Here is an 18,338-nt window from a genome sequence, read left to right on the forward strand (position 1 = left end):
GTCACCGCGCTTCCTGCAGCAGGGACTCCACGAGCTGGTAGGCGTCGTCGGCCAGGCTCTTGAGCCACGCCGGGTCGGTCGGGGCGATGCCCTCCGGCCCCTTGGTCTCGGCGGGGATCCGTCCGATGAGCGGGTGGCTCACGAGCTTGGCCATGAGGCCGTCCGGGTCGGTGCCGAGTACGGTGAGTGTGCGGTGGAGGTCGGTCAGGATGCCGGAGGCGCCCGCGCCGGGTTCGCCGCCGTCCTCGCTGGACGTCCGGACCTTGACCTTCTCCAGCCACAGGTTCGGGTGGTGCCCGGCCGCCGCTCGCAGTTCGTTGAGGATCCGCTCTCGGTCCCGCCACAGTGCGGCGTGCGCGGACGTCGCGCCGGTGAGGGTGACGCGGACGGCGGTCAGCCGCTCCTCCGGGATCTGCTGGAAGCGCTGCGCGACGAGGCTGCGCACCTGGTCGATGTCGTCGCGGCCCGTGACGTCGACGTCGAGGTGTTCCCAGCGGGCGGTGTCCAGGTCGTGGTGCTCGACCGATTCGACCCGGAGTTCGCCGTCCACCGTCACGACGATGCAGCCCTTCGGACCCGTCTCGCGGGCGTGCCGTCCCTGGATGTTGCCGGGGTAGACGATCCACGGCTCGTCCCGGACGATCTGCTGCTTGTGGACGTGGCCGAGCGCCCAGTAGTCGTAGTCCCGGGCTTCGAGGTCCGCGACGGTGCAGGGCGCGTACAGCTTGTGCTCGCTGTGGCCGCCTTCGAGGCCCGTGTGCAGCAGGCCGACGTTGAACAGGCCGCCGTCTCGCGCCGGATATCCGGCGGCGAGGTTGTCGGTGAGGTCCCATTCGGCGAACCCCTGGCCGTGGACGGCGAGCCCGGCCTTCTCGTCCCGGACGGTCTCGGGCCGGTTCGTCGCGAAGACGTGCACGTTGTCGGGAAGCCTGAGTGAGCGCATCGTGCGGTTCTGTGCGTCGTGGTTCCCCGACACCATGTACACGGGGATGCCGGCGCGCCCGAGGCGCGCCATCTGCCCGCTGAAGTAAAGCCCGGTCTGGTAGTCCTTCCAGTCGCCGTCGTAGACGTCACCGGCCAGGAGGACGGCGTCCACGGGCAGGTCGATCGCGAGCCGGACGAGGTTCTCCAGAGCTCGTCGAGTGGCCAGGCGCAGGTCTTCTTCGGGTGCGCCCTCGTAGGCCGAGAGGCCCCGTAACGGGCTGTCGATGTGAAGATCGGCGGCGTGCAGGATCTTCATGGTCTCCTCGTTCGCGTTGCAGCCGGTGCGCAGCGTCCAGTGGTCCTGTGGCGAGGGGACTGGAGGAACGCTAGCCCGCTGTTGTGGTCTATCTGCTGAAAGTGGCGAAACAGCTGTTCTGTGGCGGCAGGTGCCGTATATGCAGCGGTTCTCAGCCCGCCTGCCGCCCCTTTCCTGTTCAGGAGCGACCTGTTCAGGAGGCGACCTGGGCGCGGGCGGCCTCGTCGAACAGGGGGTTGGTCATCGCGACGGTCTTGGGCCGGAACGTGCCCTCCGCGCACACCATGCCCGTCGCCTTCTCGCCCGGGGCGAGCTCCGTGGTGGCGATCTGCCCCTCGTAGTCGCCGAGGGCGGTGCTGCTGTCGTGCTTGGTGCTGCCGGTGTCGGTGATCGAGAAGTAGAGCGGGTTGACCTCGAGCTGCTTCTTGGTCTGGTTGGTGACGGTGACCTTGACGCAGGACAGGGCGCCGCCGTCGCTCAGGACGCTTTTCTTCGCGCGCGCCCGCTTGGCGGTGAGCTTGATCGGGAACGTCTTCTTGCTCTTGGCCGCGCCGCCGCCCTTCTCCGCGGACTTGCCCGGGTCGGCGGACTGGACGGCGACCGGGTCCGTCTCCAGCTCGCAGCCGGCGGTGAGGACGGCGACCGCGGCGAGGCCGATGACGATCTTGCGCATGGCGTGCTCCTTGATGCTGTTCGGACGCGTCCTCCACGGACGCGCCACCAGATGGGGGTGCTGGGTCGTTGGGGTGCCGGGTCAGGCTTCGGCGGCCGCGAGCAGTTCGCGGAACTCCTCGTGGTCGATCACGGTGATGTCGTGACCGGCGTCGCGGAGCTTCTGCGCCTTGAGGTGCTTGCCGGTCTTGGTCGCCCCGGGGGCGAGCTGGTGGGGCTGGACGCCGCCGAGCACGAGCAGGTCGAGGGACCTGGTGACGTCGCCGGCCGTCCAGGCGCCGAGGGCGGCGATCCGCTCGGCGGCCTCCACCCTCGTCATGCCGGGCAGTGATCCGGTGAAGCAGACGGTGAGCCCGTAGAAGGGGTTGTCCGGGTCGGCGTCGGGGTCGGCGTCCGGGGACGGCGCGCGCGGTGCGCCTCCCCGGTAGGCGCACCCCTGGCGGACGCCGCCCTGGAAGGAGCCCATCCGGACCTTGTGGACGGCGAGGAGGTGGTCGAGCGAGTCCGTCCCCTGCCGTCGCAGCGCGGCGAGCATCACCTCGGCCGCGGCTCGCGCGTCGTCGCCGGCGTCGTGGTGGCGGGCCAGTTCGATGCCCAGGGCGCCGGCGAGCACGGGGAGCTTGTACGACAGCAGGCCGTTCCAGACGCGCCTGGCGACGACGAGCGTGCAGGCGAACCGGAGGTCGGGGACGGCCTGGCCGCTCGCCCGGCACGCGTCGGCGAGCACTCCGATGTCGAAGGCCGCGTTGTGCGCCACGAGCGGGGTGCCGCCGGCGAACTGGACGATGCGCTCCAGTGTCTCCGGCCAGCCGGGGGCGTCCCTGACGTGGTCCGCCGTGATGCCGTGGATGCGGATGTTGAAGGCGTCGAAGTGGTCGTGCCCGTCAGGGGGCTTGATGAACGACGACCACTCTTCGACGATCTGCCGTCCCTTCACCTTGACGAGCCCTACCGAGCACGGGCTTCCCCGCAGGGAGTTCGCCGTCTCGAAGTCGATCGCAACCCAGCCGGTCATCCGTCGCTCCTCGCGCCGTGGCGTGCCACTGAAAGCATCATCATGAGAGCATGACATGAAAGCACTGTCAAACGCTTTCGCATCATTGGATGATGTACAGTGGCGATGCTCCCGAAAGCTGATGAGGATGAACCGATGGCATCGCAGAGCGAACATCTGACCGCCGCCGAGATCTCTCGGCTCGCCGGCGTGACGCGGGCGACCGTGAGCAACTGGCGCCGGCGGCACCCCGACTTTCCGCAGGCCAGCGGCGGGACGGAGTCCAGCCCGAGCTACGACCGGCGGCAGATCGAGGCATGGCTCGACGCGCGGGGCCGCCTCCCCGCGCGCTCGCCCAGCGACGACCTGCGCGCCCACCTGCGCGGCCGCACGCCGCGCGAAGCCGAGGCCGTCGCACTGTTCACCGCGCACCTGGCCGGACTGGACGCCGGGAAGCGCGCCGCGATCGCAGCGCTGAACGACGACGAGCTGACCGCACTGCACGCGGAAGCGACCTCGTCGGCCGGTGCCACCGAGGCAGACCAGGCCGGCGTCCCCGCGACGCTCCTCCGAGCGGCGGCGCAGGTCACGCACCAGGCGGGCCCACTCGCCGTCTTCGACGTCCTCGACGAACACTCCGAGTCGCCGATCGGCATCCGCGGGACGCATCCGACACCGGACGTGCTCGCCGGCCTGATGGCCGCGCTGGCGACGACCGGGGGGCCGCGCGTCCGCAGCGTCCTCGACCCTGCCTGCGGGAGCGGACGCCTGCTCGCCGCGGTCGCCGCAACCCTGGACCCCGGCGCGGACGTGCACGGCCAGGAGTACCGGCCCGTCACCGCGTCCCAGGCCAGGGCGCGGCTCGCCGAAACGGCACCCCAAGCCTCAGTGGACGTGCGGACCGGCGACAGCCTCCGCGACGACGCCTTCCCCGGCCTGCACGCGGACGCCGTGGTGTGCAACCCGCCCTACGGCGACCGCGACTGGGGGCACGACGACCTGGCGTTCGACACGCGCTGGGCCTACGGCGTGCCGCCGCGCTCGGAACCGGAACTCGCCTGGATCCAGCACGCCCTGGCGCACCTCGCCGAGGGCGGCCACGCCGTGCTCCTGCTGCCACCGGCGACCGCGTCACGACCGTCCGGCCGCCGGATCCGGGCCGAGCTGCTCCGGCAGGGGGCGCTGTGCGGGGTCATCGCCCTCCCGGCGGGCCTCGCCGTCCCGCACCACATCGGGCTTCACCTGTGGATACTCCGCGGCCCGGCGGTCGACCGCCCCGGCCGCGACCTGGTCCTGCTGATGGACGCCTCCGACGAGGCCGCTTCCTCCGGTCTCCAGGAGACGATCGTCAGCACCTGGCAGGCGTTCACCAAGCCCGCCGAGCCCGACGAGTTCGCCGAGATCCCGGGAACCGCGCGAGCCGTCCCGCCGATCGACCTCCTGGACGATCTCGTCGACCTGTCCCCCGCACGGCACGTCCGCACAGCACCGGTGATCACCCCGGACGCGGCCCTGCACGACGTCGCGCAACTCATCGAGCGCCTCAAGGCCGACATCACCGCACTCACCGACGCGACCGACATCGGACCACTCGCCTCGGCCGGCGAGGCGAGCCGCACCTGGCGCACCGCCACGGTCGCCGACCTGACCCGCGGCGGCGCCCTCGCCGTCCACAAGGGCACGCGAGCCGCCCCGGCCGACCCCCCGCCCGCCGGCCTCGCGGACCGTCCCGTCCTGCGGGCGCGCGACCTGATCGGCGGGACGCCCGCCAGCGGCGACCCGCGTGACCTGCACCTGGCCGATCCGGTCGTCATCGAGGTAGGAGACGTCCTCGTCACACAGATCGTCGGCCCGCAGGGCGTCGCAACGCGCGTAGTAGGCGAGGACGACGCCGGATGCCTGCTCGGCAACGGCGTGTCCCTGCTGCGGCCCGACCCCGCGCGCCTCGACCCGTGGTTCCTCGCCGGGTTCGTCAGCGCACCGGACAACATCAGCCAGGCGACGACCGGCAGTTCTACGCAGCAGCTCGTGGCGTCCCGGCTGCGCGTCCCGCTGCTCCCGATCGGCGAGCAGTCCGCTTACGGCCACGCGTTCCGCAAGGTCGGCGAACTGCGGAACACCGCACGGAACGCCGCGAACTGCGCCGACGAGACAGCGGACCTCATAGCCACCACCCTCAGCAGCGGTGCCCTGCTTCCCCCGGGGACCGAGTTGCCATGAGCCCCACAGGCTGGAGACCGTCCTGGAGCCGACCCGGGCGGCCGTCCAGGAGACGGTCCAGCGGTTCGAGGGCAAGGACATGGACACCGACCGGTTCCTACGTCGCGCGTCGGGCCAGTCGTTCTACAACACCACCGGCTACACGCTCGCGAAGATCGCCAACGACCCGGAGCACGCGGCGACGAACCTCGCGAAGTACATCGCGGGATTCTCCCCGAACGCGCGGGAGGTGCTGGAGAAGTACAAGTTCGCCCAGCAGATCAAGGAACTGGACGACGCGAAACTGCTCTACAAGGTCGTCGGACGCTTCGCCGACCTGGACGTCCGCCTCGAGGTCGTGCCCAACCACTCCATGGGGACAAGACCGCCGCAGAGAACGTCTTCGAGTCCCTCTATCAGGACCACCTCGTCATCAGTCGAGGAGCCGAGCCCACGCGGCACGAGCGTCGTCAGGGATGCGTCCGGTAGGTAGCGGAGGGGCGGACGGGAGGGAACGCCCCTCCGCTGGTCTTCAGGTGCGGTCGATGACCGCGAAGACGACCTTGCCAGCGTTCTCGGCCAGGGCGCGGATGCCCCAGCAGCGGGCGTACTGGTCGACGATGAACAGGCCGCGGCCCGTCTCGCTCGTCGTGTCGGCCGTCAGCATGTGCGGGAGTCCGTAGGCGGCGTCCTGGACCTCCATCCACAGCGCGTCGTCCTCGGTACGGCTCAACCGCAAGATCACGTCCTCGTCCGTCGCGTCCGTTTCGGACGCCGCGTGCTGGAGGGCGTTGGTGACCAGCTCGCTGGCCACCAGGCACGGGACGAAGTCGTCCATGCCCCACTGGCCCGCGACCAGCCGCACGAACCGCCGCACCTCCGCGACAACCCTCAGGTCCTGCTTCACCACCATCTCGTTCTCCGCCGCGCCCTGCCCCATGACCTCTCCTCACTGTGTGTGGCGAACACCACACATTCAGCCACATCCGCAGCTAGCATGGGCTTGCGGCCCCTAGGTGGATCGCATCAGCAAGGGAAGAGACGTATGTGCAAATTACCGAGAGAGGTAAGTCGCCATGGCCGTACGGCGCCAGCGTCCCGATAGCTCCCCCGCCCTTGTGGCCTTCGGTCGCCAGATGCGGCGGCTTCGAGAGGCTAAGGACATCAAGCAGGAGACGATCGCTCACCTGACCAAGGTCAGCCCCGCACAGGTGAGCCGGATCGAGAGCGGCAAGAAGCGCGCCACGCGAACCTTCGTGGAACTGGTAGACGACTACCTGGAAGCAGGCGGCTCGCTCATCAGCCTCTGGGAGGACCTCAACAAGGACGGCCACCCGGTCCCGATCTGGTTCGACTGGCCTCAGCAAGAGTCCGAAGCCGCAGAACTGGTCACCTGGGAACACACCATCGTTCCCGGCCTCCTGCAGACTCCCGCCTACGCCCGCGCGTTCCTCAACTCGGATGAAGCCGTCGAGGCGCGCATGGCACGCCAGTCCATCCTCACCCGGACGGACGCGCCCCCCACGATGCTCACAGCGCTCCTAAGCGAAGGAGTACTCGGCCACCTGGTGGGATCACCCGAAGTGATGCGGGAGCAGATCGAGCACCTCATCGCTCTCAGCGAACTGCCCAATGTCACCATCCAAATCGTCCGCAACAATGGGCGTCCGGCGGGCACGGGAGGCGCGTTCGTGGTGGCTACCATGGAGGACCGGAGCGAGGTCGCCTACATGGAGACGACGGTACGAGGCATCACGACCGACGACCCCTCGGACCTCGCCAAACTCTCCGAAACCCTCCGAGAGTTGCGAGCGAGGGCCCTCCCCGAAGACATGTCCCGGGACATGATGAGAGAGGCACTGGAGAAATGGACCTGAGCAACGCCACCTGGCGCAAGGCAACCCACAGCGGCGAGAACGGCGGCAACTGCGTCGAGTTGGCGGACGTGGCCGGTGCGTCGGTGGTGGCGGTGCGGGACAGCAAGGACCCGGACGGTCCCGTCCTCCTGCTGACCCGCGCGGCCCTGCGCATCGCCGTCCAGACCGCCACCGACACCCACTGACCGTCCAGCACCACCCACCCCGGCGGCCCCGCCCCGCCGACCAGCGGCGAGTCGTCCCGTCACCCTCCGACCCGGACGACCCGCCGCACCCCACCCTCCCCACGGGCAAGACCCACGCCCGTCCACCTATCCCATAGGCAACCCCGGCCAAGCGGACGCGCCCGCTGCCAAGCCCCACCGCGCGCCCGACACTGGCCTCATGCCCCTGGAAAACCTCACCTGGCGCAAGGCAAGCCGAAGCCTCAACAACGGCGGCGAATGCGTCGAACTGGCGAGCGTCTCCGACACCCACTGGCGCAAGAGCACCCACAGCGGCTCCAACGGCGGCAACTGCGTGGACCTCGCCGCCGTCTCCGGCGCGGTCGCCGTCCGCGACAGCAAGGATCCCTCCGGCCCCGTCCTCCTGCTGACCCGCGCCACCCTCCGCGCGGCCCTCACCCCACACAGCCGCTGACCACGGCACCATGTGCCGCCACCCTCAACAGCGGTACCAGTTCCTCCAGGAGGAGGCCGTACTCCCAGTCGTCCGGCCAGACTGGTCGAGCAGCGCGTCTACCCCTCGTCGTGAGCCGCCCCGCCTTGGTGACTCGCAGCTCGCCGTAGCCGAGGGCGTCCGACCGTGTGCCCACACGGGTCCAGGCGGCCAGGCGGCACGGGCATTTTGAGCGCTAGGTCTGGCAGACGTACCCGTGTGTCTCGAGCTCCTCGGAGACATAGAGTCTTTCGGCCGCGCTGCCTCGAGCCGCCTGGAGCACCTTGACCTCGGCGCCATGGGCACGTCCCCAGGCCATCGACGCCCGCCACAGGCTCCGGCCGTGGCCACGGCCCTGGTACGCGGGGTGGACGGCAAAGTAGGCGGGCTGCTGGATCGCGCGGCCGTCCGGCCCCGCGATGGTCGTGAGCGGACCGACCGCTCCGACGATCCGATCGTCGGCGACCGTGATGAGGGTCGGGCCGTCCTGGTGCCCGGACCTCATCCGCTGGCAGCGGAACTGGAAGCCTTCCGGCCCGATCTCGTCGGCGAACGCGCCGAACGTGCCGGCGGCCGGGCAGTCGCTGAGGGGCTGGACACTGCGCGCCGGTCGCTCGTCGTCGGCGGACAAGCGCTTGACCATCACCCTGCCGCGTGCCCCGTCCGGCCGACCGGAGAACCAGATCACCCTGCTGCCGGCCCCAGCACCGTGGGACGTCGCCAACCGCTCGCCCCAGCGCACCAGTGTCGGGAGCTCGGGCTCGGAGGCGCTGTAGTAGTAGACCTTCACCAGGCCGCCGCCGCGCGTGCTCAGCGCGGGGACGATCGTCTCCGCGGCCGTGTGGACGATGTCGCCGACCAGGACCTGTTCGTCCTTGGCAGCCGTCCACCGGCGGTCCTTGTCGAAGGGCAGGAACAAGCCGGTGCGCGCAACGCCGAGAACGGCGTCGAACAGGTCGGCACCGACGGTCTCAGGGGGCATCGGGCCGAGCGTCGGAACATACGGGACGCGTATCACGGGCTCAAGCCAGTCACAGCGGAATCCCATGCCCCGCTGGTTAGCGAGCGTCCCATGCAGCAAGGCCCTGGATCGCCGACACGATCCGGGGCCTCTTCAGGGGCGGGCCAAGGGCTGGAGCGGGTTATACGTTCCCCGCCGCATAGGACGAGAGGTCTGGGCGTTTCCTGGGCTCCTGGGTGGGCTTTTTCTGGGCATCGATGCCATACTGATGCTGTGAGCGAGCCGTGGGGTGCGAAGGACGACGTTTTGCGGAGCGAGATGCGAAGGCTGCTGCGCACTGGGCTTCCCGTCCGAGTGCAGCAGTGCGGCCCCTCCCTGCTCGGCCTACGGGCCGTGAAGATGCGGACACTGGACGCCGACGATCACTCCAGCCTGGCGCACGCACTGGACGGCCTTCTCCGGGAGCAGTTGAGCCGGTTCGGCAACGCGGAACTCGCCAAGCCCGCCCGGCTGCTGTTCGGTATGGACGACTCGACGTCGGGCACCACGCTCACCTCGCGGCGGGCGGTGGCCGCTGCGGCGGCCGGCTACGAGGTGCACCACTTCCGCAAGCGGATCGAACCGAAGCTGTTGGACCTCGTCATCTGGCAGTTGCGCCACGACAGTGAAGAACTCGCCACCCAGCGTGCCGCGCCACCCAGGCTGCACCCCGCAGCCAGGCGTCCGAACCTGCCCGCTGACGTCTTCGCCTGGGAGGCCACCGAACACCAGCACGCGCTGGCAGCCCTTTGGGGCGCTGTTTACCTGCTACGTGCCGAACTACTGAGGGTCGCCCAGTTGGTCAGCATGGACGCCCCCGAATCCGAACTCGCCGATGCCGCCGATGCCGCACTGTGGCGTCAGGCCCTGGTCTTGCACGCGACCCGGCGCTACCAGGCCGCCTACGGCTCTGCACTGCTGCATGCCGCGACCGCGCTGGGTCCTGGCGAGATCGCCGCATCGGCAGGGTGGACTCCCACCCTCGCTCCCGCGCAAGAACTCCTGCTCACCGGGATCATCGACCCCGTACAGGGCCGTGCTGACTTCACGACCCGGCTGCTCGCGGCCGTTGCGGGGACCGACCTCGCCGCCGCCTGGCGGCGATCGCTGACCGGCCGCGATGGCGGCCCGGCCAAGGAATGAGGACGCACTCATGAGTCTTGACGAGCTGTTGAACCCGAATACGGCGCCTCGGCGGTATGTCGTCACAGGAGGGCCGTCCGCCGGGAAAGAGACGGTCATCACCGAAATCCACAAGCGCCATATTCCCTGCAGCGAGACTGAGGCGGCCCGGGAGATCTATCGGGAGCACCGCAACAGGCTCGGCCGACACCTGCAAGTGGCGGATAGGCGCGCCTACTCCCGCGACGTGCTGGCGGCTTTCATCGAGGAGTACTGCGGCCACAAGACCGGGTTGAGGTTCTATAACCGCGGCATCCCCGACGGGTACGGATGGGATGCGTTCTTCGGGCTCGGCCCTTACCCGGAACTGGAAGAAGCATCCCGTATCTACCGGTACGACGCGGTGTTCGTGCTGGACCCGCTGGACGACTTCGACTCCGAGGACGACCTGGTGTGGGCGAAGGAACGCGAGATTCGCCGCGTCCACGAACTGATCACACAGGGTTACTATGACGCCGGGTACCGGCCCATCTTCGTCCCCGCCGACGAGCCCGCCCGCCGTGTCGACTTCATCCTTGCCCAGCTTCCCGTCCCCACCACCTGACCGAAAGGCTGCACGGTGATGAACGGCCACACCGACGCTGCGGAGATCATCAGCCCGAACAACGTCCTGGCCAACGCGATGCTGCGCAGCGTCGACATGGTGCGGCCACGCCTGCAGGCCACAAATCCCGACAGAGTCACCTTCTGTGTCGGTACTCAGATCAACGGCGCTCCGCACCTTGGCACCTCACTGGTGCACACGGCGGCGTTCCTGCTCGCGAAGGCGACCAAGCGCACCTTCAACGTGGACACGATCGTCCGGTTCGGCGCATTGGACAACGCGCCCTACGACATCCGCCTGGACCCCGAGACCCATCACGCCTACCAGCAGACCTACGCCCACGCCCTCGGCGAGGCCGCCGTCGATGACCTGATCGGCAAGTATTACCGGGGCATGTTCGACTCTTTGGCGGACGCGACCGGCGTCGACTATGAGATCGAGACGTACAGCAGCCGACAGGCGGTCCCCGCTTTCCGGCACGAGTTCCTCGCATCCCTTGGCCGCCTGGAGCAGATTCGCTGGCCTCTAGCCCCGTCCCACGGCCACGTCCACCTGCGTCTACCCTGTCCGCAGTGCGGATGGGCCGAGAAAAGAGGCGAGCGTACACGGCTACTGCGCACCGGCTCGGGCGGTGCGGATTTCGCCGCAGTATGCACCGACCACGGCGACTACGAGGTCGCCATCACAGCCGACACCGGCGCCTACCTCGACCTACCGACCCTCTACCGGAACCTCGTCAAAGAGCGGATGGCGGCACGCGACCACGTCAATCTCTCCGTGATGGTCAAAGGGGGCGACTGGGCCTACGGCTGCCAACTCGTCGACGAGGCTTTCGCCCAACTCCCCAGCCTGGCACCGCCGCCTCGGATCTTCACTCCCATGGTTCTGACCGACACTGGCGCGAAGCTGTCCAAGTCGCTCATTAGAGAAGGCAAAGTGCCACCGCCGCCTGGGGCGCGCGACTGGATGCTGGACATCACCGAGTGGCCGGGCACAACCGACTCCTACGTCGACGCGCTCGTCTGGCTCGTCGGCAAGATGCTCGCCGACCCCAAACACTTCTACCGCAGCTACACCACCCACGAACTGGACCGCATCATGACAGCCCGTCCCCCGGCCGAGGTGGGCGTAAGAGCCCGCGAGATGAACCTCTACCGCCGCTACTTCGATCTGGTCGCAGCCGGGCGCAAGACCATCGAGATTCGCGTGCAGTACCCCAACTTGCGGAAACTCAAGGCGGGCGACCACATCCGCTTCATATGCGGCCGGGATGACGTCCTGACTCAGGTCAAAAGGGTCGCCCGCTACTCCTCATTCGAGGAGATGTTCGACGCGGAAGGACCGTCCAACGTCAACCCCGACAGCCCCCTTAACCAGCAACTCGCCAACATCCGCCGCATCTACGGTCCGGAGAAGGAGGCCCTCGGTGTGCTGGCCATCGAAATTGCACTCGTCACCCCCGTAGAACCGGACATCTGATCCGAAGCCATTGACTGTCCATGGCCACCGTCGCCGACACGGTTGGTGGCGTGGCGGGCAGCAAGGACCCGGACGACCCGCCCAGCCCCACCCACGCGTCTGCGCCGCATCACCCCACGCGTGAACCCGCGCCATCCATCGCCGTTGACCTGCGGCGTGTTGTTGTTATGAACGGCGCGAAAACAACAACACGCCGCAGGTCAAGTGACCCGTGGCCGCACCGTCCCGGCCACACGTTGCCCGGACGCGTCCAAGCGCGGTCGCGGACCTGCGCCCGAGGCTGACTTCGTGCCGTACCAGCCGACAGCCACCCCAACTCGGTTCGCACTGCGGCGGACCTTGTTGCCTCTCACCGCGCATTCGTCCGCTACCCGCGATCACACCGAGCAGCAGAACAACGGCGCGGACCGGTCGGACGGTCAAGTGTGCGCGTCACGCGGTCAACTGCGGGGGCGCGGGCGAGGCGAGGCTGGAGGGCATGTCAACGCCTCAGTCCTCGCCGCCGTCCAGCGGCTTTCCGCTGCCCGAGTCCCCGGCACGGTCCGGCGGCTCGGCGAACTGGTCGCCGATCGTCGCGCTCGCTGCCGGGATCGCGGTTCTCGTCGGTAGCGAGTTCCTGCCGGCGAGCGTGCTGCCCGCGATGGCCGGCGACCTCGGGGTCAGCGAGGGCACCGCCGGTCTGGCCGTTGCGGCGACCGCGGTCGCGGGCGCGGTCACCGCCCCCAGCATCGCGGTGCTGCTGCCGCGGACGGACCGGCGCACGGTCCTGGCCTGGCTGCTGGTCGCGGCGGCCGTCTCGAACCTGGCGGTGGCGGTCGCCCCCGGTTTCGCCGTCCTGCTCCTCGGCCGGCTCGTCCTCGGCGTCGCCATCGCCGGGTACTGGTCGTTCGCGTTCGGCGCGGGGACCCGCGCAGTGCCGGGACGTGACAGCGTGGTCTCAACGTCCATTGCGCTGGGCGTCACCCTCGCGACGATCGCCGGGGTCCCGTTGGCGTCCCTGCTCGGCGACGCGGTCGGCTGGCGGTTGGTGTTCGGCGTCGCGGCGGCCCTCGGCATCGCCGCTGCCGTGGCCGTGGCCGTGACGTTGCCGCCGGTGCCCCCTCAGCCGGCCGCCGGACTGGCGATGCTGCGGGCGGCGCTCGCCAACCGGTAGCTGATGGCCGGGGTGCTGGGCGTGGTCCTGGTCGCGTTCGGCAACTTCGCCGCCTACCCCTACATCCGGGTCGCGATCGAGGACATCGACGCGGGCGCCACGGTATGGCTGCTGCTGGCCTGGGGCGTGGGCGGGATGGCGGGCAACCTCGCCGCCGGGCGGTTCGCGGGACGGCTGCGCGCTGTGGCCGCCGCGGCCCCGCTGCTGCTGGCCGGCGGCCTGCTGGTCACCGCGACCGCGCCGTCCCTGCCGGTGCTGGCCGCGGGGGTCGTCGTGTGGGGCCTGGCCTTCAACATGGTCCCGGTCGCCACCCAGCTCTGGGTGACCCGCGTCGAGCCCGAGCGTGCCGAGTCGGCGCTGTCGTTGCAGGTCACCGCATTCCAGGTGGCGATCACGCTGGGGTCCGCGAGCAGGCGGCGCGCCTCCCGCATCCGGATCTCCCGGAGCACCTCCGCGGGTCCGCGGCCGAGTGCGCGGCGGAACCGCTCGCCCAGGGCGGAACGCGACAGGTGGACCAGCCGGGCCATCCCCTCGACGGTCCACGGCTCGGCCGGGCGGGCGGCCACGGCGGCCACCACCGCGGTGACGGCCCCGTCCGGAGGCCCGGCGTCGCCGCCCTCGTCCTCCTGCCAAGAGGTGGTCATCGCCGCGCCGATCAGGTTGCCGTAGCTGGCGGCGAACAGGGTCGGCCGGCACGCACGTTCGAGCGGGCACTGCGAGACGAGCGCCATGACGCCGCCATGCCGGGCGCCGAAGCCGCGGACCACCAGCGGGCTGGGCAGCCGACGGACCGGGACGGCCACCCGCAGGTCCGCTACAACCAGCGCGGACTCCTCGTGCCGCCCCGACGCGGTGAGCCGGTGAGCGGTGCGGGCGTCGATGAGGACGGCATCCCCCTCAGCGAGCGACTGCACGCCGAACGCCGCCTCAAGCGTGAGCCCGCCCGCCAGCACCAGCGCCCACAGCGGGACCGGCGGTTCGGTGAGCACCGCGCCCGCCGGCAGCCGGACATGGTCCATGCCCGACATCACCCACGCCGATTCCGGCGAGGGAGTGCCGACGTCGTCTGCCCGTGAGACATCCACGATGTTCGCCACGTGAGCTTGAAGCAGATAAAAGACGGTGGCCTATTCCCGCGCGTTCCGAATGGCGTTCCGATGGACCGGGCCGACATCGTCGAGCTGCTGGTCAGCATCGGGTCGGAAGTCCCTCGATAGCTGCGGTGGGACGTACGGCGGCTCGGGATGGTCACCATTCGGGGATGAGTGGCGGGTCCGGTTCGTGCTGCCGCCAGGCTTCGGTGAGGCGGGCGAGGCGGGTGGGGGCGGCGATGCCGCGGACGGTTGCGATCTTGCCGTTGGCAAGGTCGAACGTCACGGTGCCGGCGACCCGGTCGCCGACCACGAAGACGATGGCGGGGGCGCCGTTGACGCGCGCGTAGTGGACGGCGGGCGTGCCGCCGGCCAGTCGCCGTTTCGCGGGGGTGGGAGTGAAGCCGCCCCGTGCGAGGGCGGCGATGCGCTGCGGGGTGTCGAACAGCAGCAGCGTTTCGGCCAGGCCCGCGCCGTCGGTGATCGCGGTCGCGTCGTCGGTGAGCAGCGCCACGAGCCGTTCGGTGCGGCCCGATGAGGCGGCGGCGAGGAACTCCTCGACGATCTTGCGGGCGGATGCCGGGTCGACTTCGCCGCCGCGGCGGCGCGCGGAGGTGATGCGGCGCCGGGCCCGGTGGAGGTGCTGCTGGCTCGCGGACTCGGTGACGTCCAGCAGTTCGGCGATCTCGGCGTGCTGGTAGGAGAACGTTTCGTGCAGGAGGTAAACGGCCCGCTCGATGGGCGACAGGCGCTCCATCAGGGTCAGCACGGCCAGGGAGACCGATTCGCGCTGCTCGAAAGTGTCCGCAGGGCCGAGCATCGGGTCGCCGTCGAGGAGCGGTTCGGGCAGCCAGGCGCCGACGGTGCGTTCCCGGCGGGCCTGGGCCGAGCGGAGCCGGTCGAGGCACAGGTTGGTGACGACCTTGGTCAGCCAGGCCTCCGGCACCTCGATCCGCTGCCGGTCGGCGGCCTGCCAGCGCAGGAACGCGTCCTGCACGGCGTCTTCGGCGTCGGCCGCCGAGCCGAGGAGACGGTACGCCAGCGAGGCCAGCCGGTTCCGGCTGGCCTCGAACCGACCGGTGTCGAAGCGATCGGCGGCGGGGCCGTCCACGCGAACCAGCCTAGACGGCTACACGGCCGCCTTCCCGCCGGACGCATCCGGCGCGAAGGCGGCGGCCCTGCCGGGGGACGCGGCCGGGGCGGCGGCCAGGCGGCGCCTGCGCTTGGGCAGGCCGAAGGTCGGGTGCGAGGTGGCCCACAGGGACGTCCTGACGATGCCCGCCTTGATCCGCGCGGCCTTCCAGCCGGCCACGTGCTTCGGCTTCGCCGCCCCTTCGTCGTCGACCATCTGCACGATCCCGTCCCGCCGCCCGAGGCTGATGTGGTTGCCGTAGTAGAGCAGCTTGGTGTGGGAGACCTTGCGGCCGGTCAGGCGTCCGACGATCGCCTGGATCGCCTGATTACCGGTGTAGCCGGCCGAAGCGCAGGACATCGGCAGCGGCCGGCCGTTGTCGCCGAGGGAGTGCGCGCTGTCGCCGATGGCGTAGACGTTCGGGTGTGAAACCGACCGCATGGTTCGGTCGACGACGATCTGCCCGTTCCCGGTGACCTCCAGCCCGCTGGCGGCGGCGAGGGGGCCGACCTCGAACCCGGCGGTCCACACGGTGACGGCGGACGCGAGGACGGTGCCGTCGGCGCACAGCACCCGCGTCGCTTCGACCGCTTCGACGCGGGTGTGCTCCACTGTGGTGATGCCCAGCCGTTCGCAGGCCCGGCGCAGGTGGTCGCGGGCTCCGGTGGACAGCCGCGCGCCCAACTCGCCACGGGCGATCAGTGTCACCGACAGGCCGGGCCGGGCTTCGGCGATCTCGGTGGCGGTCTCGATCCCGGTCCACCCGTCGCCGACGACCAGCACGCTCCCGCCCCCGCCCCGCCTCTCCAGGCCGTCCAGCCGCTCGCGCAGGCGCAGCGCCGATGGCCGGCCGGTGACGTCGTACGCGTGCTCGGCCACGCCGGGGACGCCCTGGTCGGCGACGTGGCTGCCGAGCGCGTAGAGAAGCGTGTCGTAGCCGAGTTCGCCGCCGCCGTCGGCGTCGGCCACGGCGACGACCTGGCGCTCGAGGTCGACGGCGGTGGCACGGGCCACGCGCAGCCGTATCCCCGTGCCCGCGAAGACGTCGGTGAGCTGGGGAGTCTGGATCTTGCCGCCGGCCGCGAAACGGTGCAGCCGCAGCCGCTGGACGAATTCCGGCACAGCGTTGACCACGGTGATCTCGGTGTCCGCAGGGGACAGTCGGCGGGCCAGGACCCCGGCCGTGTAGGCCCCGGCATAGCCTGCGCCGAGGACGACGATGCGGTGCTTCATGTCTCGCTCCTGTCGGTTCGTTCACTCCTTCGCTGACTTGAGCGGGACAGCGCCCCGATTGCTGACAGGAACCGCGTGTGGCATGGAGCACAGATCGTCCACCACGGGAGGACGGTCAGGGGCGGGTCCAGCGTTGGTTCGTGCCGCCGTTGCAGGTCCAGATTTGGACGTAGACGCCGTTGGTCGTGGCGTTGTTGGGGACGTCCAGGCATTTGTTCGCGCCGACGGCGGTGATGCTTCCGTCGGAGTTGAGGCGCCACTTCTGGTTGTTCTGGCCGTTGCAGTCCCAGATGATCACGCTGGTGCCGTCGGCGGTGCCGTTGTTGTTCACGTCGAGGCATTTGCTTCCGTAGACGCGCAGTTCGCCGGCCGTTGTGGAGGTCCATTGCTGGTTGCTTTGGCCGTTGCAGTCCCAGATCTCGACCCGCGTTCCGTTGACCTGGGACGCTTCGGTGACGTCTAGGCATCTTCCTGAGCCCACGCCCCGGATCTGGGACGCGGGGGTGGGCGTTCCGCCGCTGACGCGGTACACGACGGTGCCGTGGGACGGGACGCTCGCCGAGATGGCTCCGGTGGTCGAGGTGACGGCATTCGTCCAGGCGTCGCGGAGGCTGAAGGAACTGCCGGACAGGCCGATCGCCGCGGCGGTGGTGCTGATCGTCGTCGTGCCGCCGCCCTGGTTGAACAGCGCGACCGCGACGTCGCCGTTGCTCAGTGGTTTGGCCAGGACGCGGCGGGTGCCGTCGTTGCTGATCTGGTTCGCCTGGCGGCCGAGAGAATCCTGGTTGATGGCGATCAGGTTCTGGTTCTTCAGGATCGCGGCAGTGGCGGCGTCCATGTTCCGGACGTCGTTCCCCGCGATCAGCGGCGCGGCCATGATGGCCCACAGGGCGAAATGGCTGCGCATCTCGGTTTCCGTCATGCCTCCGCGGCCGACCACCATCATGTCGGGGTCGTTGAACTGCCCCGGCTTGGCGTAGCCCGACAAGGGGACGTTGACATCGACGATGTTCTGGATGCCCATCGGGTAGCCGTTGGTCTGCCCGGAGTTCCAGACGTTGGTGATGTCCTCGGTCGTGCGCCAGATATTGGCGACGTCACCCCAGTTCCGCTGCGGGCCGGTCTTTTCGTGAATGCTGTTGGGGTTGATGCTGTAGAGGATCGGACGTCCGGTGGCCGCCAGGGCGTCGCGCATCTTCGCGAAGGTGCGTACCTGGTCGTCGATAGTGCCGGTCGGGGAGCACCAGTCGTATTTGAGATAGTCGACGCCCCAGGCGGCGAACTGCCGGGCGTCCTGGGCCTCGTGGCCGAGGCTGCCGGTGGCACCCGGATAGGAGCCGAAATACTGGGCGCAGGTCCGGTCCAGGGGCACTTCGTAGAGGCCGAACTTCAGGCCCCTGGCGTGCAGGTAGTCGCCGAGCGCCTTCATGCCGCTCGGGAATCTCGACGGATTGGCCCGCAGGTTGCCGGACGAGTCGCGGTTGGGGTCGAACCAGCAGTCGTCCACTACGACGTACTGGTATCCGAGGTCGCGCATGCCGGAGTTGACGAGTGCGTCGGCGGCCTGGTGGATCAGTGTCTCGTCGATGTTGCAGCCGAACGTGTTCCAGGTGTTCCACCCCATGGGCGGGGTGCGGCCCACGCCGTTGTCCAGCGCTTGGGCCTGGGGAGCGGGGCCGAGTGCCACGGCCATTGCCGCGGCCGTGGCCGCCGTCGCCAGTAGCGCGCGGATTCGTTTCCTTTTCATAGAGATCGCTCCCCAGTGATTCGAAGGCCGGTTCCGTGGGGTGGGTGTCGTTCGGTCCGCGGTGACCGGTGGCGGGGGGGGGCGGGTTGCGCGGCCCCCCCGCCCCGCCGCCGCCCGGGCGGGGGCGCAGGCCCCGCC

General features: G+C 69.8%; 18 protein-coding genes. 9 read left to right on the top strand and 9 right to left on the bottom strand.

All coding sequences use genetic code 11. From position 1 onward, the window contains the following. Position 1: 1 nt before the first annotated feature. The 3 genes from ABZ806_RS24180 to ABZ806_RS24190 all read right to left on the bottom strand — a co-directional run bounded on the left by ABZ806_RS24180 (position 2) and on the right by ABZ806_RS24190 (position 2,927). Positions 2 to 1,240: a metallophosphoesterase family protein gene (locus ABZ806_RS24180; RefSeq protein WP_500219639.1), complete on the bottom strand. Its 1,239-nt coding sequence runs from the start codon at positions 1,238 to 1,240 to the stop codon at positions 2 to 4. Positions 1,241 to 1,433: 193 nt separating this feature from the next. Beyond that, positions 1,434 to 1,913 (bottom strand): DUF4352 domain-containing protein, encoded by a 480-nt coding sequence (locus ABZ806_RS24185; protein WP_500219640.1) that lies wholly within the window; start codon positions 1,911 to 1,913, stop codon positions 1,434 to 1,436. 81 nt (positions 1,914 to 1,994) lie between these two features. Continuing rightward, the gene (locus ABZ806_RS24190) at positions 1,995 to 2,927 is read right to left on the bottom strand and encodes an exonuclease domain-containing protein (RefSeq protein ID WP_500219641.1); all 933 of its coding nucleotides are present in this window, start codon (positions 2,925 to 2,927) and stop codon (positions 1,995 to 1,997) included. A 135-nt stretch (positions 2,928 to 3,062) separates the two neighbouring features. Here ABZ806_RS24190 and ABZ806_RS24195 point away from each other — a divergent pair, with 135 nt between their 5' ends. Beyond that, on the top strand, positions 3,063 to 5,126 hold the full coding sequence (locus tag ABZ806_RS24195) for an N-6 DNA methylase (RefSeq protein ID WP_500219643.1): 2,064 nt from the start codon (positions 3,063 to 3,065) through the stop codon (positions 5,124 to 5,126). After that, positions 5,092 to 5,598 carry a type I restriction-modification system subunit M N-terminal domain-containing protein gene (locus ABZ806_RS24200; protein WP_500219644.1) on the top strand — a complete coding sequence of 169 codons (507 nt, stop codon included), beginning with the start codon at positions 5,092 to 5,094 and terminating at the stop codon, positions 5,596 to 5,598. The genes ABZ806_RS24195 and ABZ806_RS24200 overlap by 35 nt, the downstream gene beginning before the upstream one ends. A gap of 39 nt (positions 5,599 to 5,637) precedes the next feature. On the opposite strand, the gene ABZ806_RS24205 is transcribed toward ABZ806_RS24200, so the two are convergent. Further along, positions 5,638 to 6,045 (bottom strand): ATP-binding protein, encoded by a 408-nt coding sequence (locus ABZ806_RS24205; RefSeq protein ID WP_500219646.1) that lies wholly within the window; start codon positions 6,043 to 6,045, stop codon positions 5,638 to 5,640. Positions 6,046 to 6,181: 136 nt separating this feature from the next. Here ABZ806_RS24205 and ABZ806_RS24210 point away from each other — a divergent pair, with 136 nt between their 5' ends. The 3 genes from ABZ806_RS24210 to ABZ806_RS24220 all read left to right on the top strand — a co-directional run bounded on the left by ABZ806_RS24210 (position 6,182) and on the right by ABZ806_RS24220 (position 7,621). Further along, positions 6,182 to 6,982 carry a helix-turn-helix domain-containing protein gene (locus ABZ806_RS24210; RefSeq protein ID WP_500219648.1) on the top strand — a complete coding sequence of 267 codons (801 nt, stop codon included), beginning with the start codon at positions 6,182 to 6,184 and terminating at the stop codon, positions 6,980 to 6,982. Beyond that, on the top strand, positions 6,973 to 7,167 hold the full coding sequence (locus ABZ806_RS24215) for a DUF397 domain-containing protein (RefSeq protein ID WP_500219649.1): 195 nt from the start codon (positions 6,973 to 6,975) through the stop codon (positions 7,165 to 7,167). Before ABZ806_RS24210 ends, ABZ806_RS24215 begins: the two co-directional genes overlap by 10 nt. A 199-nt stretch (positions 7,168 to 7,366) precedes the next feature. Next, positions 7,367 to 7,621: a DUF397 domain-containing protein gene (locus ABZ806_RS24220; protein ID WP_500219650.1), complete on the top strand. Its 255-nt coding sequence runs from the start codon at positions 7,367 to 7,369 to the stop codon at positions 7,619 to 7,621. 214 nt (positions 7,622 to 7,835) lie between these two features. Here ABZ806_RS24220 and ABZ806_RS24225 read toward each other — a convergent pair whose 3' ends face one another. Then, positions 7,836 to 8,621: a GNAT family N-acetyltransferase gene (locus ABZ806_RS24225; RefSeq protein ID WP_500219651.1), complete on the bottom strand. Its 786-nt coding sequence runs from the start codon at positions 8,619 to 8,621 to the stop codon at positions 7,836 to 7,838. A 252-nt stretch (positions 8,622 to 8,873) separates the two neighbouring features. On the opposite strand from ABZ806_RS24225, the gene ABZ806_RS24230 reads away from it, so the two are divergent. The 4 genes from ABZ806_RS24230 (at position 8,874) to ABZ806_RS24245 (ending at position 12,997) form a co-directional block, all read left to right on the top strand. Then, positions 8,874 to 9,782: a hypothetical protein gene (locus tag ABZ806_RS24230; protein ID WP_500219652.1), complete on the top strand. Its 909-nt coding sequence runs from the start codon at positions 8,874 to 8,876 to the stop codon at positions 9,780 to 9,782. Between the two features lie 10 nt (positions 9,783 to 9,792). Then, the gene (locus ABZ806_RS24235) at positions 9,793 to 10,365 is read left to right on the top strand and encodes an AAA family ATPase (protein ID WP_500219653.1); all 573 of its coding nucleotides are present in this window, start codon (positions 9,793 to 9,795) and stop codon (positions 10,363 to 10,365) included. 18 nt (positions 10,366 to 10,383) lie between these two features. Beyond that, entirely contained in the window at positions 10,384 to 11,844 is a 1,461-nt protein-coding gene (locus tag ABZ806_RS24240) for an ASCH domain-containing protein (protein WP_500219654.1), read from the top strand. A 478-nt stretch (positions 11,845 to 12,322) separates the two neighbouring features. Beyond that, positions 12,323 to 12,997: an MFS transporter gene (locus ABZ806_RS24245; protein ID WP_500219655.1), complete on the top strand. Its 675-nt coding sequence runs from the start codon at positions 12,323 to 12,325 to the stop codon at positions 12,995 to 12,997. Positions 12,998 to 13,056: 59 nt separating this feature from the next. Here ABZ806_RS24245 and ABZ806_RS24250 read toward each other — a convergent pair whose 3' ends face one another. The 4 genes from ABZ806_RS24250 to ABZ806_RS24265 all read right to left on the bottom strand — a co-directional run. Further along, complete coding sequence (locus tag ABZ806_RS24250) at positions 13,057 to 14,016, bottom strand: helix-turn-helix domain-containing protein (RefSeq protein WP_500219656.1); 960 nt, start codon at positions 14,014 to 14,016, stop codon at positions 13,057 to 13,059. Between the two features lie 229 nt (positions 14,017 to 14,245). Next, complete coding sequence (locus tag ABZ806_RS24255; protein WP_500219657.1) at positions 14,246 to 15,199, bottom strand: sigma-70 family RNA polymerase sigma factor; 954 nt, start codon at positions 15,197 to 15,199, stop codon at positions 14,246 to 14,248. 18 nt (positions 15,200 to 15,217) lie between these two features. After that, positions 15,218 to 16,453 carry an NAD(P)/FAD-dependent oxidoreductase gene (locus ABZ806_RS24260; protein ID WP_500219658.1) on the bottom strand — a complete coding sequence of 412 codons (1,236 nt, stop codon included), beginning with the start codon at positions 16,451 to 16,453 and terminating at the stop codon, positions 15,218 to 15,220. A gap of 115 nt (positions 16,454 to 16,568) precedes the next feature. Beyond that, positions 16,569 to 18,338 (bottom strand): glycoside hydrolase family 27 protein (locus ABZ806_RS24265; protein WP_500219659.1); only part of this gene is annotated, 1,770 nt, incomplete at its 5' end.

The sequence above is a fragment of the Spirillospora sp. NPDC047418 genome (assembly GCF_040643275.1).
Classification (GTDB): Bacteria; Actinomycetota; Actinomycetes; order Streptosporangiales; family Streptosporangiaceae; genus Spirillospora.

Excerpts from the sequence above, each read along its gene's own strand:
- ABZ806_RS24180 (WP_500219639.1), bottom strand. The coding sequence starts at position 1,240 with ATGAAGATCCTGCACGCCGCCGATCTTCACATCGACAGCCCGTTACGG.
- ABZ806_RS24185 (WP_500219640.1), bottom strand. The coding sequence starts at position 1,913 with ATGCGCAAGATCGTCATCGGCCTCGCCGCGGTCGCCGTCCTCACCGCC.
- ABZ806_RS24190 (WP_500219641.1), bottom strand. The coding sequence starts at position 2,927 with ATGACCGGCTGGGTTGCGATCGACTTCGAGACGGCGAACTCCCTGCGG.
- ABZ806_RS24195 (WP_500219643.1), top strand. The coding sequence starts at position 3,063 with ATGGCATCGCAGAGCGAACATCTGACCGCCGCCGAGATCTCTCGGCTC.
- ABZ806_RS24205 (WP_500219646.1), bottom strand. The coding sequence starts at position 6,045 with ATGGGGCAGGGCGCGGCGGAGAACGAGATGGTGGTGAAGCAGGACCTG.
- ABZ806_RS24210 (WP_500219648.1), top strand. The coding sequence starts at position 6,182 with ATGGCCGTACGGCGCCAGCGTCCCGATAGCTCCCCCGCCCTTGTGGCC.
- ABZ806_RS24215 (WP_500219649.1), top strand. The coding sequence starts at position 6,973 with ATGGACCTGAGCAACGCCACCTGGCGCAAGGCAACCCACAGCGGCGAG.
- ABZ806_RS24220 (WP_500219650.1), top strand. The coding sequence starts at position 7,367 with ATGCCCCTGGAAAACCTCACCTGGCGCAAGGCAAGCCGAAGCCTCAAC.
- ABZ806_RS24225 (WP_500219651.1), bottom strand. The coding sequence starts at position 8,621 with ATGCCCCCTGAGACCGTCGGTGCCGACCTGTTCGACGCCGTTCTCGGC.
- ABZ806_RS24235 (WP_500219653.1), top strand. The coding sequence starts at position 9,793 with ATGAGTCTTGACGAGCTGTTGAACCCGAATACGGCGCCTCGGCGGTAT.
- ABZ806_RS24240 (WP_500219654.1), top strand. The coding sequence starts at position 10,384 with ATGAACGGCCACACCGACGCTGCGGAGATCATCAGCCCGAACAACGTC.
- ABZ806_RS24245 (WP_500219655.1), top strand. The coding sequence starts at position 12,323 with ATGTCAACGCCTCAGTCCTCGCCGCCGTCCAGCGGCTTTCCGCTGCCC.
- ABZ806_RS24250 (WP_500219656.1), bottom strand. The coding sequence starts at position 14,016 with ATGGACCATGTCCGGCTGCCGGCGGGCGCGGTGCTCACCGAACCGCCG.
- ABZ806_RS24260 (WP_500219658.1), bottom strand. The coding sequence starts at position 16,453 with ATGAAGCACCGCATCGTCGTCCTCGGCGCAGGCTATGCCGGGGCCTAC.